General features: G+C 69.2%; 13 protein-coding genes. 4 read left to right on the top strand and 9 right to left on the bottom strand.

Annotated elements, in window-relative coordinates; translation table 11 throughout:
- Position 1 precedes the first annotated feature (1 nt).
- Both OCS65_RS19685 and OCS65_RS19680 read right to left on the bottom strand, forming a co-directional pair.
- Positions 2–1,786: an alpha/beta hydrolase gene (locus OCS65_RS19685; protein WP_263507464.1), complete on the bottom strand. Its 1,785-nt coding sequence runs from the start codon at positions 1,784–1,786 to the stop codon at positions 2–4.
- 116 nt (positions 1,787–1,902) lie between these two features.
- Positions 1,903–2,328, bottom strand: coding sequence for a DUF7144 family membrane protein (locus OCS65_RS19680; RefSeq protein ID WP_006933103.1), 426 nt, complete (start codon positions 2,326–2,328; stop codon positions 1,903–1,905).
- Positions 2,329–2,577: 249 nt separating this feature from the next.
- Here OCS65_RS19680 and OCS65_RS19675 point away from each other — a divergent pair, with 249 nt between their 5' ends.
- Positions 2,578–3,027, top strand: a complete 450-nt coding sequence (locus tag OCS65_RS19675; RefSeq protein WP_263507463.1) for a DUF6325 family protein — start codon at positions 2,578–2,580, stop codon at positions 3,025–3,027.
- A gap of 55 nt (positions 3,028–3,082) precedes the next feature.
- Positions 3,083–3,376, top strand: coding sequence for an SHOCT domain-containing protein (locus OCS65_RS19670; protein ID WP_029542669.1), 294 nt, complete (start codon positions 3,083–3,085; stop codon positions 3,374–3,376).
- Positions 3,377–3,461: 85 nt separating this feature from the next.
- Here the strand turns inward: OCS65_RS19670 and OCS65_RS19665 are convergent, their stop codons facing one another.
- Entirely contained in the window at positions 3,462–3,878 is a 417-nt protein-coding gene (locus tag OCS65_RS19665) for a CoA-binding protein (RefSeq protein ID WP_029542672.1), read from the bottom strand.
- Positions 3,879–4,080: 202 nt separating this feature from the next.
- Between OCS65_RS19665 and OCS65_RS19660 the strand changes: the two genes are divergently transcribed.
- A complete protein-coding gene (locus OCS65_RS19660) occupies positions 4,081–4,875 on the top strand; it encodes a hypothetical protein (RefSeq protein ID WP_029542674.1) in 795 nt (264 codons plus the stop codon).
- A 132-nt stretch (positions 4,876–5,007) separates the two neighbouring features.
- Positions 5,008–5,928: a phosphodiesterase gene (locus tag OCS65_RS19655; RefSeq protein WP_006933091.1), complete on the top strand. Its 921-nt coding sequence runs from the start codon at positions 5,008–5,010 to the stop codon at positions 5,926–5,928.
- A gap of 51 nt (positions 5,929–5,979) precedes the next feature.
- On the opposite strand, the gene OCS65_RS19650 is transcribed toward OCS65_RS19655, so the two are convergent.
- Genes OCS65_RS19650 through OCS65_RS19625 form a run of 6 tightly spaced genes read right to left on the bottom strand, consistent with a single transcriptional unit; the run spans position 5,980 to position 13,157 of the window.
- Positions 5,980–6,927, bottom strand: coding sequence for a dioxygenase family protein (locus OCS65_RS19650; RefSeq protein ID WP_263507462.1), 948 nt, complete (start codon positions 6,925–6,927; stop codon positions 5,980–5,982).
- Positions 6,924–8,012 (bottom strand): maleylacetate reductase, encoded by a 1,089-nt coding sequence (locus OCS65_RS19645; RefSeq protein ID WP_263507461.1) that lies wholly within the window; start codon positions 8,010–8,012, stop codon positions 6,924–6,926. Before OCS65_RS19645 ends, OCS65_RS19650 begins: the two co-directional genes overlap by 4 nt.
- Before the next feature lie 3 nt (positions 8,013–8,015).
- On the bottom strand, positions 8,016–9,815 hold the full coding sequence (locus OCS65_RS19640; protein WP_263507460.1) for an FAD-dependent oxidoreductase: 1,800 nt from the start codon (positions 9,813–9,815) through the stop codon (positions 8,016–8,018).
- A gap of 36 nt (positions 9,816–9,851) precedes the next feature.
- Entirely contained in the window at positions 9,852–10,304 is a 453-nt protein-coding gene (locus OCS65_RS19635; RefSeq protein ID WP_263507459.1) for a MaoC family dehydratase, read from the bottom strand.
- A complete protein-coding gene (locus OCS65_RS19630) occupies positions 10,301–11,884 on the bottom strand; it encodes a class I adenylate-forming enzyme family protein (protein WP_263507458.1) in 1,584 nt (527 codons plus the stop codon). The genes OCS65_RS19635 and OCS65_RS19630 overlap by 4 nt, the downstream gene beginning before the upstream one ends.
- A 25-nt stretch (positions 11,885–11,909) precedes the next feature.
- The gene (locus OCS65_RS19625; protein ID WP_263507457.1) at positions 11,910–13,157 is read right to left on the bottom strand and encodes an FAD-dependent monooxygenase; all 1,248 of its coding nucleotides are present in this window, start codon (positions 13,155–13,157) and stop codon (positions 11,910–11,912) included.
- Between the last annotated feature and the right edge of the window lie 33 nt (positions 13,158–13,190).

Below are 13,190 nucleotides of genomic sequence, written 5' to 3'. Positions count from 1 at the left end.
CCTACTCGCCGGCTTCGATGATCGTCCGGAGGGTGGTGAGTTGCTCGGGGGTGATCCCCGTCGGTTGCATGACCGCGTTCCACCCGTCGACGTACCCGGAGGTGTATTTGTGGCCGTGGCCGCCCGGGACACCGGTGGAGAACGGCAGGTCCGCGGTGACCTGCCAGAACGTCACGAACGGCATCCAGAACATCTCCTCGAGCACATCCTGTCCGGGTGGCTGACCGATCCAGTCCGGTTCGCCGAGGATCAGATTCGGGCTCCACCAGACGATCGGGTCGGACGGATGCATCAGGTACAGGACCCGACTGCCGTCCCAGGGCGTGTCCGCGGGAGGAATCTCCGTCCGGGGATCGTTGGTGAACCGCACCGTGCGCCCGTTCTGGTAGACCGGCTCGATCTCCGGGCTGCCCGGGGCACGCCGATCGCTGAATTCCCGGAACAGGGTGTTGAAGTTCGGGGGGCCGACGAACAGCGTCCCCGAGGTGCGGTTGCGCAGATCGTATTCGCCGCTGAAGGCGGTCTCGCCGCCGAACGAGCCGAGGCTCTCTCCGGCGACGAACAGCCGGGGGCGGTTGTCCTGTGGCAGTTTCGACCACACGTCGTAGACCGCGTCGAACAGATCGCGACCGGCTTGCCGGGCCTTCGACTGATCGACCAGATAGGAGATCCACGACGGCAGGTACGAGTACTGGAGCGCCACGGTCGCCGCGTCGCCACCGGTGAGATACTCGAACGAATCCACCAGCGCCGGGTCCACCCACCCGCTTCCCGTGGTGGTGATCACCAGCAGGTTCCCCCGCTGGAAACCTCCGGCACGGCTGAGGTCCTCGACCGCCGACGCCGCCCGGGATTCGGAGTCGTCGGCCGACGCCAGTCCGGCATAGGTCCGGATCGGCTCCAGGGCCGGGCGTTGGGCGAACTGTGTGAGCTCCTCTGTGGAGGGGCCGGAGCCGATGAAGCTGCGCCCCTGCCACCCCAACGACTCCCACGGCACCACCGATCCCGGTCCGCCCGAACGCAGGCCGGTCGTGGGCTGCTGTATGCCCTCCGGGGTCATGGTGTCCCGCACCGAGAACGCCGAGTTGGCGACACCGACGAGGCCACCGAGCAGCACACCCGACACGACCGCATAGACGAGCCAGGCGACCGCGAGCCACCCGACCACGGTCGCCGCGCGATGTCCGATCCACCGGTTGAGCAGAGCGGCCAGCCAGCGATACAAGCCCCGGACGCCGCGCCCGACCGCCAGGAGGAGACCGAACATCACTGCAGCCACGACGGGGGAGAGGACCACGAGCGCGACGTTGTACTCGGTGACCCCCATCAACACGCGGATCTCGTGCTGCCAGTACTGACCGATGGCGAAGGAGCCGACGAACAGCACCGCCGCGGCGACGAGGAAGACCAGCCAGGAGCCGCGCCGCGGACGTCGAGGGCCTCGGTCGGCGAATGCGCGCCACACGAACGCCGCGAACACCCCCAACCCGTAGCCGATCGCGGCAGTGATGCCACAGATCAGGCCCTGGAGCAGGCCTCCGCGTGGTAGCAGCGACGGCGTGAACGACAAGCACGCGAAGATCAGTGCGCCCCAGCACCCCGGAAGGGTGACGTACAGCAGCTTCCGGCGGCCCACGGTCTCGGGCGACCGGCTCTCGTCGTCTCCTGCCGCGGCCTCCACGGTCGCGGTGCGATGTCCGGAGCCGGGAAGACCTGCACCGGTGGTCGCCGTGTCGGGCGCGCTCGGCGCCGAATCGTCCTGGGCCCCGGTTCCCTGTGGTGTCATTGCTGTCCGCCTATGTGCGACCGGTCCGGGACGAGCGAGAAGCATTCCCGATTTCGCGCCAGGCCGACTTCTCGATCAGCAGGGGAACGAAGGTCCGGATCTCCTCCTCGCCCTGGTCAGTAGTAGTCGGCTCGCGGGTTCCAGGTCGAGATCGCCCAGATCACCACCACGTCGAGCGCGATGATCAGGATCGACCACCACGGGTAGTACGGGAGCCACAGGAAGTTCGCGAGGATCGACAGCGCAGCGATGACAATTGCCGACACTCGTGCCCACGTCGCGCCGCTGATCAGGGCGATGCCCACGACCACCATCACCACGCCGAAGACGATGTGGACCCACCCCCAGGTGGTGAGGTCGAATTTGAAGGTGTACTCCTGGCCCTGGACGAACACCTCGTCCTCGGCCACCGCCGCAATCCCCTGGAAGAACTGCAGGATGCCGATCGTGGCCATGATGACCGCGGCCCCGATCGACGTCCCCGCGGCGATGCCCTGTTTGACGGACATGCCTTCCTGATCGGCACGCACGTTCTGAGACATGATGCTCCCCTTCCGAGGCGGGACTGGTATCGCCCAGTGTGCGCTTCGGCTCTGTTTCTCTGCAGTGGCTTTGGGCCTTTTTCCCGTTTCGAAGCGGTCACGAGACCGGCATGCGCCGGGGGCGGGTCGGTGTCCCGATGCCGCATGTGCAAAAACCGATGCGGGTTGCCGCGCGCGGACTATCGTCGAACAGGTGGTGGGGTGGTGCGCCCGCCGAACACTGGTTCCGTCGCTGAAACGAGGCTCCTGGTGACCGATTCCGACATCGACGAGATGGGTCCGGTCGACTATTTCGTCATCGAGTTTCCTGCCGATCGCCCTCCCGACGGGTCGGCGCTACCGCTCCTGCGCGATCTCGTCGAGCGCGGCATCATCCGCGTGCTGGACCTGGCGTTCGTCCGCAAGGACCCTGACGGCTCCGTCGCCGGGATCGACATCGCCGAGGTCGGGCTCGAGGGCGAGTTCGATGTGACCCTGTTCGCGGAGGCCGCCTCGGGTCTGCTCGACGACACCGACTTCGCCGAAGCCGGAGCCGCGCTCGAGCCGGGCTGCTCGGCAGCCGTCCTGGTCTACGAGAACACCTGGGCCGCGCCCTTCGCGCGGGCACTGCGTCGCAACGGCGCCCAGCTCGTCGCGTCGGGCCGCATCCCGGTGCAGAGCATCCTGTCGTCTCTGGACGCCCTTGGATCTGAAAGCTGAAGTAGAGCAAAGTAATTCGAATCGACATGCCATTCGAGTACCCGAGGAGTGCACCATGCCCGGACTGCTTCGCGGAGTCGCCCGTACCGCCGTGGTGGCCGGAACCGCCACCGCCGTGTCCAACCGGGTGTCCCGGCGGCAGGGCCGGCGCTGGGCGGCGCAGGAGCAGGCTCCATACGACCGCGATGCGCAGTACCCGCCCGAACCTGCCCCGACGCCGGCCGCCCCGGCGGCGCCGGGAGGGACGGACCGGATCGCCGCATTGAAGGACCTCGCCGAGCTGAAAACACAAGGCGTGCTCACCGAGGCCGAGTTCGAGGCCGAGAAGGCCCGGATCCTGGCGTCCTGATCCCTCCGCTCGATCGGCACGGCGGCCGGCCGTCGCCGGCGGGTCGGCCGGTCAGCGAGGGCGACGCCGCGGCGCAGCAGCGGGCTCAGCCGCGCCGCCTGCCCCACTCGATCGCCGGGCACGCGTCCATCACCATCGCCACGCCCTGCTCGGTGGTGCGCCGGAACGCGTCCTCGTCGATCACGCCGAGCTGGAACCACACGCCCTTCGCGCCGATCGCGACGGCCTGGTCGGCGAACTCGCCCGCCGACTCCGACCGGCGGAACACGTCGACCACCTCGACGGGGAACGGGACGTCGGCGAGGGACGCGTAGCCCTGCTCGCCGAGCACCGTCGGCGCGTTCGGATGAATGGGGACGATCCGCTTGCCGCGCTCCTGCAACAGGCGCGCGATCCGATACGCGGTCCGGCCGGGATTGCCGGACAGCCCGACCACCGCCCAGGTGTCGCAGTCGTCGAGCATCAGGTTCACAGCCTTCGGGTCCTGCCAGGACGTGCTCATGGCAGCAAAATTACCCCTCGTCGGCGCGGGGCGGACATCGTCGCGGCACCCGGTCCGACCCACCGAAGGCCGACTCGTCCGGCCACCGCCGAACCCCTGCCCGTACTCTGGAGTACAGAAACTCGAGTCGTGCCGCGTTGGACCCGTCGCAACACAGCTCACCGATGCGTACGGGGCGCAGCACAGAAATGGACGCAGTCGAGTGCAAGATACGGCCGGTCGAGGCATCCAAGCCTTCATTTCCGAGGTCATCCAGCGCGGGGGCCGCGCCGAGCGGCTCGAGCACCTGCCGCGCAACCCGGTCCAGGTGTGGGGCGTCGACGGGGACAGCTGCATCGTGCGCGTCCGCGCCAAGATCGACGGGGACTGGCAGGCGCGACGGCAGGACGCCCTGCCGGACGCCGACGACACGGGCTCGCAGTTCTGGGTCTTCGTGGACCTGGGGAGCACCCCGGTGACGTACTTCGTGCTTCCGTCCGACGAGGTCGCGGCGGGGATCGCCGCCGAGGTCGACATCTGGATGGCCGATGCGCGCGGCCGGACCCGCACCGGAAGCCACGCCATCCCGCTCAGCAGCGTCGCCCACGGCAAGGACCGCTGGGACCTGCTCGGCCTGACGCCGGCCAAGGACACCACCCGCTACACCGACGACGACGCGGCCGAGGCCGAGCAGGAGCGGCTCGCCCGCAACCGCGCGCGCAAGGCGAGCGCCTCGGGCAAGGCACGCGGGGCGGCCGAACCCGAGGTCGCCGAGGACCCGCGGCTGCCGGTGCTCGCCGACTGGGACGGCTACCGGGTCAAGGGGCGGTTCGACCCCGCCACCGGCGTCCTCGAGATCACGGCCGGTCCGATGGAGGGCCGGCGGTTTCCCGATCCGACCACCGCCGCCGTCGCCGTCGCCAGCTACCTCAGCGGTGACGTCGAATCGTGCGACGGCGGCATGTTCTGGCGCCTCGACCAGCCGGAATCCACGCCGTTGGGGGCGCACCTCGCCTGACGGCACCCGAGGTTTCCGCCCTGTTCGCCGTCGCGTCGACTCCGGGGTGCCCAAGGGCAACCCGAACCCGTTCGACTATGGTCATACTCGACGTGTGCCCCTGAGCACGTCGGCGAACGGAAGTGAGAGATCATGGGCAGCCCTCGTGGGGCCGAGCGAATAGCCGAATACCCGAGGCCCTCGCACACCCTGCTGCACATCACCGACACCCACCTGGTCGGCGGAGACGAACTGCTCTACGGGACGGTCGACGCCGACGCCCGGGTGCGGCAGATTCTCGCCGATATCCGCGCGTCCCAGGTACAGCCGGACGCGCTCGTGTTCACCGGCGACCTCGCCGACCGCGGCCAGCCCGACGCCTACTCGAAGCTGCGCGGCCTCGTCGAGCCCGTCGCGCAGGCACTCGGCGCGCAGATCGTGTGGGCCATGGGCAACCACGACGACCGCGCCACCTTCCGCGAACTGCTGCTGGATCAGGCGCCGTCCACCGGCCCGATCGACCGCGTATACGACGTCAACGGCCTGCGCATCATCACCCTCGACACCTCGGTGCCCGGCTTCCACCACGGCGAGATCTCGCAGGAACAGCTGAACTGGCTGGCGCAGGAACTCGAGACGTCGGCGCGCTTCGGCACCATCCTCGCCATGCACCACCCGCCGGTGCCCAGCGTGTTCGACCAGGCCGTGCTCGTCGAGTTGCGCGACCAGGCCGGCCTCGCCGAGGTGCTGCGCGGCACCGACGTGCGCACCATCCTCGCCGGGCACCTGCACTACACCACGACCGCGACCTTCGCCGACATCCCCGTCTCCGTGGCCTCCTCGACGTGCTACACCCAGGACCTCAACGTTCCGGCCGGGTGCCAGCGCGGCCACGACGGTGCCCAGGGCTTCAACCTCGTGCACGTCTACCCGGACACCATCGTCCACTCCGTGGTGCCGACCGGCAGCTACATCACCACCGGCCGGCCGTCCACCGCGGAGGACGCGGCCCAGCGTCTCGCCGAGGCCGGAATCCGCATCCCCGAGAACCCGGACGTCACCGTCCGCGTCTAGGCGCGCGCCGCACAAACTCGGACGGTCGGTACCGGCGTCGCCACGGCCGGCCTACTCGGCGGGCGCCAGCACGATGTCGAAATCGACGCTCGCCCAGCTGCGCCCCGCGAGGTCGTGTCCGTCCGGCGGCGGCTCCTGAGCCGAGTGCTGGACGAAGTCCTTGACGAGCGAGTCCTCGACACCGAACACGCTGTCGCGGTCGAGGTAGTCGCAGCCGTCGACGAAGATGTGGGTGACGAGCGTTCGAAGTCCCGGCGCGGACACCATGAAGTGCAGGTGGGACGCGCGTATCGGTGACCGCCCGGCGGCTTCGAGCAGCCGCCCGACCGGACCGTCGTGCGGAATCGGGTAGGGGGTGGGGGTCAGTCCCCAGAAGCTGTACCGGCCGTCGTCGCCGGTGAACAGGTGAGCGCGAGCCGCGACGCGCTCGTCGCGGTACTGCACGTCGTACAGTCCGTCCTCGTCGGCCTCCCACACCTCGAGGCGCGCGCCCGGCACAGGCCGGCCTGTGAGGTCGCGGACGGTGCCCTGCACTCGGCACGGTTGGCCCTTCGCGCCGAACGTCAGGTCGCCGCCGGTCTCGATGCGCGGTGACCCGTCGACGAAGAACGGCCCGAACACGGTCGACGCGGTGGCGTCGCCGATGGCCTCGTTGTTGACGGCGATGGTCTGCATCGAGACACCGAGGACGTCCGAGAGGAGGACGAACTCCTGGCGTCTGTCGTCGGTGATGTGTCCGCACTCGGTGAGAAAGCCGACGGCGGTACTCCATTCCTGCTCGGTGAGCCGTACCTCGCGCACGTACGTGTGCAGATGCTGGACGAGCGCCTGCATGAGCTGACGCAGGCGCGGCGAACCGGTGTTGTCGAACGACGCGACGACCCGGTCGACGAGGTCCTGCTCGCGTCGTGCCTGTTCGGGCGATACGGAGGGCGCCGCGTCGAGTGGGCGGGCGGTCGGGTGGCACGGCTCGTGAGGGTGATCGGATGCGGTGTTCACGGAGTCCTCCGGGTCTGCCGACCCGACCACGCCGCGTACAGCAGCTCGGTCAGGTTCCGCGGCGTGACGGGTGTGGGATTGGTGTCGGGAACGGCGGCAAGGCAGCGCCGCACCGCGTCGGGAAGGTCCGCCTCGCGCATCCCCAGCTCGGCGAGAGACGTCGGAGCGTTGGAGCGCCGCCGTAGTTCGTCGAGCGCAGCGGAGGCCGCATCGGGATCCGTCGGGGTCGGGGATCCCAGCGCGACGGCGAGGCGCCGGCCGAGCGTGGGGAGCGACGCGGCGTTGAAGGCCAGCACGTAGGGCAGCACGACGGCGTGGGTCTGCGCATGCGGCAGACCGTACGCGCCACCGAGGACGTGGCAGATCTGGTGGTGCATGCCCGCGCCGGCCGACGCGAACCCCACGGCAGCGAGGTACGCGCCGTACAGGCAGCGGTCGCGGCCGTCGATGCCGCCGGGGTCCGCGACAACCTCCGGCAGGCCGGTGGCGAGGGCACGGGCGCCCTCGAGGCAGAGCGCGGCATTGATCGGATCGGCGCGCGGGGCCCACAGCGAGTCGATGCAGTGGGCGAGCGCGTTCAGGCCGCTGGCCACGCTCAGATCGACCGGCAGGCCGACGGTCAGCTCGGAGTCGTAGATCACCGAGGCCGGAAGGACCGCGTTGTCGGCGCCGGTGGTCTTCACCCCCTTCTCGGTCAGCCCCCACACGTTGGTCGCTTCCGAACCGGCGTAGGTCGTCGGCACGGCCACGATCGGTAGGCCGGTGGTCATCGCGACGGCCTTGGCCAGGCCGACGGCCGATCCTCCGCCGATACTGACGAGGGCGTCGGCCTCGGCGTCGATTGCGGCCCGCCGTGCTCGTCGCGCAACCTCGACGGGGACGTGCGGATGGACCTCCGACCAGCGGTAAACCACCGGCAGGTCCCCGGCGATGCGGTCGGCGAGGGCATCTTCCGCCGCCGATGCCACGAGCATGACCCGCGCGGCGCCGAGCCGGTCGATCTCGGCCGCGAGGTGGCGGCGTGCGCCTCCGGCCCCGAACACCACGCGCTGCGGAAGGGCCTCATGGGTGAACGACAGTCCCATCGGTCACGCCTGCCGGTGCAGGATTCGGAGCATGGCGTCGCGCAGTGCGGCCACCGGGTCGTCCGCCACACGGTGTGCTCGCCATCCGATGTGGGTGTCCGGCCGGACCAGGACCGCACCGTCCTCCGCCACCTCCCGCAGCCTGTTCCAGTCGAAGTACAGGTCCTGTACCTGCTCGCCGGCTCCGAGCACGATCGGGACCACCTCGACGCCGAGTTCCTCCGAGACCTTCGCCGCCGCGCCGGCCCACGCCCGGCCGGTCTTGCCGGTGAAGAGAGTGAACTGCGTGTACTTCGCCAGATCGTGCGTGGACATCTTGCTCGTCGAGTTGCCTACCCAGCAATGCGGCAGGCGCACACCGGGATACGTGTGCGGCTCGTAGTAGAGTTCCGGATCCCGCGCGGGGGCGGGCAGGACGCTCCCGTCCCCGGCCACCGCGGTGGAGCCGGCGTAGTTCTGCCCCAGCTCGACGCCGAGAGCGTTGAATTCGTAGTTCTTGAGCTCCATCGCCGCCGCGAGCGCCTGCCTCTTGGTGGCACCTTCGGGTGTGTCGGCCCGGAGTTCGGCGAGTTCGGCCTGCATGTGTTCGACCGTCGTCGCCCGAGTTGTGCCGAGGGCTTCGAAGATTCCCACGAACTCCCGACTGGACTTGTTGGCCCGCCTGACGATCTGCTCGGCGACAGGGACACGTTCGACGGAGTAGGTCTCGAGGAGTCCCGGACCGGCGCGTCCTTCCAGCACGGCGGCAATCTTCCAGGCGAGGTTGTAGGAGTCCTGGATGGAGGTGTTGGAGCCCAGGCCGTTGCTCGGCGGGTGACGGTGGGCCGCGTCGCCGGCGATGAAGACCCGGTGCGACTGCATGTGCGTGGCGTACATCTCGTTGTTGCCCCACAGCGAGTAGCCCGTGATCTCCACGTCGATGTCGTCGCGACCGATCATGGTGCGGACGATCTCCCGGGCGTGATCGTCGTTCATCTCCGGTGGCGGCAGCTCGATGTCGTAGCCCCACACCGCGAGCCACTCGTTCCACGGGCGCACCATGCGGACGAGTCCGGCGCCGATGCCGCCGACATCCGAGCCGGGCTGCACCACCCAGTACAGCACCGAGGGGCGGTGCGCGACGAGGTCGGTGAGGTCGGCACGGAACGTGATGTTCATCGAACCGGCAATGTCCATCCGGCCCTCGAACGGCAGGTCGAGGGAGGCTGCGATCGTGGAGCGGGCGCCGTCCGCCCCGATCAGATACTTGGCCCGGATGTCGAATTCGCGGCCGTCGAGCCGATCGAGAACACGGACGGTGACCCCGCCGGCGTCCTCGGAATGCGAGAGGTACTCGGTCGAGAACCGCGTCTGCGTACCGCGGACCGTGGCGTTCTTCACGAGGATCGGTTCGAGATGCGTCTGCGGAATGTCGCAGTTGAGGGACGGCGAGGCGAGCACGTAGTCGGCCTCGCGTGCGGGGTGGGTACCCCACGCCAGGATCCGCCCGAGTTCCTCGCCCGCCAGGGCGGTGCAGAACACGGTGTCACCCATGATGGCGTGGGGGGACGCCTCCGCAAGGACCTGCTGCTCGATGCCCACGTCGCGGAAGATCTCCATCGTCCGCTGATTGGTGATGTGAGCGCGTGGCGTATTGGCGGTCCACCGGTACTTGGTGATCATGATGTTGTCGATGCCGAGCGTGGACAGGAACAGTGCGGCGGAGGCGCCGGCGGGGCCGGACCCGACGATGGCGACGTCGGTTTCGACGACCGGGCCACGGGGAGGAGCGGTCTCGGCGAGACCGTCGTGAAAGACAGGCATGGGTTCTCCGAAGGCAGGGGTGACGGGCGGCGGGTATCAGTCGTAGTAGCGGAAGATCACCTCGGCGACGCAGGCGGGCTTGTCGCCGTCCTCGATCTCGATGACGCACCGGTAGACGGCGTCGACGCCGCCGTCGAACGGCACGGTGTCGGCCAGGTGCAGGTCCAGCCGTACCCGCGTGTCGACCGGAACCGCGGCCGGAAAACGAACTCTGTTGAGGCCGTAGTTGAGTCCGAGGGAGCAGAAGGACGTATCGATGGTCTGCTGGATGAGCCCGCCGATCAGCGCCAACGTGTGGTAGCCGTGCGCGATGATCGATCCGAACGGGGACGCCGCGGCGCGCTCGGTGTCGAAGTGGATCCAGTTGAAGTCGTGTGTGGCCTCACCGAATCCGCGGATGTGCTGGTGGTCCAGCGTCACCCACGGACTGGAGCCCAGATGTGTGCCGACGTGCTGGGTGAGATCGGCGGTGCTGCCGAAGACGGTCATCGTTCCTCCTGGGACGGGACGGGTGCGGGGCTGTCGGATCTCGGGTCGAGCATCTGTTGCACGCCCCGGCGGTCGAGCTTGGAGTTGGCCAGGAACGGGAGCTGGTCGCAGAACCGCACGCTCTTGGGGATCTTGTACGAGCTGAGGCGCTCGCGAAGGAACCTCTTCACTTCTTCCTCGGTCGGGGCGTGCCCGCGGGCCGGGACCGCAAGCATGTGGGCGGCCTCGCCGAGGTCGGGATCCGGCACGGCGGCCACGGCGGCGAGCTGGATGCCGGGGTGGTTTTCGACGGCCTGCTCGATCTCCATCGGTGAGATGTTGTAGCCGCCCGAGCGGATGAGCAGTTTCGAACGACCGGCCAGGACAAGGTTTCCCGAGTCCTCGAAGTACCCGAGATCGCCGGTGCGGAGCCATCCCGTCGGCGTGATCGCTTCGGCGGTCTTGTCGGGCTTTCCCCAATACCCGTGCATCAACGGGTTGCGTCGTACGAGGATCTCGCCGGGCTCGCCGGGGCGGTGCCCCGGGATCGGTTCGATCCGGATGTCGATGTCGTCGAGCGGTTTGCCGACGGTGCGGGTCGCCTCCGCAGGGGTGATGTCCCGATCGGTCATGGTGATGCACCCGATCTCCGTCATGCCGTAGGAGGTGCCGACGACGGGGATCCGGGCGGCGAGCCGTTCCGCCAGGCTCACCGGCAACGGTCCGACCCACCACAACCGCTCGAGCGAGCCGAGGTCCGCGGTCTCGAACCGATCGTGTGCCATGAGCCTGTTGAGCATGGTTTGGATGACACCCTGCCAGAGGGTGACCTTCTCCTGCTCGATCGCGTCGAGTGCGGCGCCGGCCTCGAAGCGCGGCAGCTGGACGAGGGTGCCGCCGGACAGAATGGCGGACACGACTTCGTTGCCCTGACCACCGATGTGGTCGATCGGCATGAGCGACAGGATGCGTGGCGCCTCGACGGGAGTGTGGCGCAGGAGCGCGGAGAAGGTGAGGATGCCGCGATGGGTCACGACGGCGCCCTTCGGGTCCCCCGTCGTCCCGGACGTGTAGACGATCGACAGCGGGGCGTCGGGATCGACGGGCCGCGCGACGGATCGTGCGGGAACCGCCTCGAAGGGCACTGGCCCGCCCGGCTCGTCACCGAGATGAACGACGGCACGAATGTCGTGGCGTTCCGCGGCCCGATCGACGAGGGCACCGAACTGCGTGCCCTCGAATCGTTCCACGGTGACAAGGACGGAGGGCGTGGCGTCCGTGAGGATGTAGTCCAGTTCCTTCTCGTTCACCCGCGTTCCGATCCCGAGGAAGAGGGCGCCCAATCGGGCGCACGCGAGATAGACGGCGACGACTTCGGGGCGCGGGTACGAGAGCATGCCGACCCGGTCGCCGGGGCACACCCCCAGCGCTTCGAGACCGGCGGCGGTGCGTTCGGCCTGTTCGCGCAGTTCGCCGTAGGTGCAGCGGAACGAACCGTGCACGACGGCCTCGCGATCGGGGTGGGCGGCGGCGCGGCGGGCGAACACGTCCCAGAGGCTGGTGTTCGAGGTGCCGGGGCTGGGATGAGGTTGATCGATCATGATGGTCCTCGGCGTGCGGTGATGGTCAGAATCGGGTGGACGGCGAGAAGCGCTCGGCGGAACCGGATGTCACCCGGCTGTCCAGCCACATTCCCGGCCGGGTCCACCAGCGCGCGGCGAACGCCGCACCCCATTGCGCGGCACGGTCGAACACGGTGTTCGCCTCCATCTGGGCGAGCGCGCCTCCGGCGGCATCGGCGTTGAAATGCCCTGCACGGCGGCGTGTCTCGCCCGTCGCGCCGACCTGTTCCCGGGCGGCGGCGTCCCCGCCGTCGCGATCGGCGGCGGCGAACGCCTCGATCGCGGCTTGCGCGTCGCGCACTCCGGAGTTCAATCCGCGTCCGCCGCCGAACGGTGCGAACAGGTGCGCCGCTTCACCCGCGAGGAACACCCGGTTGTGCGGGTCCGTGAATCGCGCGGCGACCGCGCGGTGGAATCGATAGCGCGAGACCCACGCGATGCGATCGCGGTAGCGTTCGCCGAGGATGGCCGCGACCCAGGCGGCGGTGCCGTCGGCCGACTGGAGGGCCTCGACGTCGTCGTCTCGGCGTGCCTGGAGGTCGAGGCGCCACCCGCCCTGGAAGGGCAGGACGAGGACGTTGCGTCCTTCGACCGCCGGGTGCCGGTAGTGGAACTCCCGCACGAGCGGCAGCGGGTCGTCGGCGACCTCGTCGACGTCCACGATGACGAAGGACGCGTCGGACCGCGGACCCTCCATGCCGATTCCCAGCGACGTGCGTACCGCGGAGTGCGCACCGTCGGCGGCTACGACGTAGTCTGCGTCGATCGTGCTGCCGTCGACGAGGTGGACGGTGACCCCGTTCTCGGTGGACGACACGCTGCCGACCCGACTGCTCCACCGGATCGGAATCCCGGCCTTCTCGACGTGTTCGAGCATCGCCCGCTCCTGCAGCCGCTGCGAGATGCTGGCGCCGAACGCGCCGTGGGGCGCGCGCGGAAAGGTCCGTTCGTACACGGTGCGGCCGTGGTACGTCGAACGGATACGCGGCCAGGTCACGCCCTCGCGGGCGAGCCGCGCGCCCAGGCCGGGGGAGAAGGCGTCGAGCTGGTCCAGCGTTTCGCGGTAGAGGTAGGTCGCGCGGCTTCCGGGTCGGAGCCGGTTGCTGTCCTCAGCCTCGAGGATTGTCGTCCGGAGGCCGTGTGAGTGCGCGGCGAGGGCCGCCACGAGTCCGACGGGGCCGGCGCCGACGACCAGGACCTGAATTCGTGGCGCCGAGGTCGGGTCCGGGGGAGAGGGGGATTCGGATGTCATGGCTTCGACTGTGGTCGGACCCGGATCGGTGCT

Origin of the sequence: Rhodococcus aetherivorans (assembly GCF_025722975.1) — a bacterium.
Lineage (GTDB): Bacteria > Actinomycetota > Actinomycetes > Mycobacteriales > Mycobacteriaceae > Rhodococcus > Rhodococcus aetherivorans.
Note: the sequence above shows the minus strand (reverse complement) of the source record. Positions and strands in the feature narration are given on the sequence as shown.

Bases quoted from the DNA above. Each gene is read 5' to 3' on its own strand.
- OCS65_RS19685 (WP_263507464.1), bottom strand. From the start codon at position 1,786: ATGACACCACAGGGAACCGGGGCCCAGGACGATTCGGCGCCGAGCGCG.
- OCS65_RS19680 (WP_006933103.1), bottom strand. From the start codon at position 2,328: ATGTCTCAGAACGTGCGTGCCGATCAGGAAGGCATGTCCGTCAAACAG.
- OCS65_RS19670 (WP_029542669.1), top strand. From the start codon at position 3,083: ATGCCCGGACTGCTTCGCGGAGTCGCCCGTACCGCCGTGGTGGCCGGA.
- OCS65_RS19665 (WP_029542672.1), bottom strand. From the start codon at position 3,878: ATGAGCACGTCCTGGCAGGACCCGAAGGCTGTGAACCTGATGCTCGAC.
- OCS65_RS19655 (WP_006933091.1), top strand. From the start codon at position 5,008: ATGGGCAGCCCTCGTGGGGCCGAGCGAATAGCCGAATACCCGAGGCCC.
- OCS65_RS19645 (WP_263507461.1), bottom strand. From the start codon at position 8,012: ATGGGACTGTCGTTCACCCATGAGGCCCTTCCGCAGCGCGTGGTGTTC.
- OCS65_RS19640 (WP_263507460.1), bottom strand. From the start codon at position 9,815: ATGCCTGTCTTTCACGACGGTCTCGCCGAGACCGCTCCTCCCCGTGGC.
- OCS65_RS19635 (WP_263507459.1), bottom strand. From the start codon at position 10,304: ATGACCGTCTTCGGCAGCACCGCCGATCTCACCCAGCACGTCGGCACA.
- OCS65_RS19630 (WP_263507458.1), bottom strand. From the start codon at position 11,884: ATGATCGATCAACCTCATCCCAGCCCCGGCACCTCGAACACCAGCCTC.
- OCS65_RS19625 (WP_263507457.1), bottom strand. From the start codon at position 13,157: ATGACATCCGAATCCCCCTCTCCCCCGGACCCGACCTCGGCGCCACGA.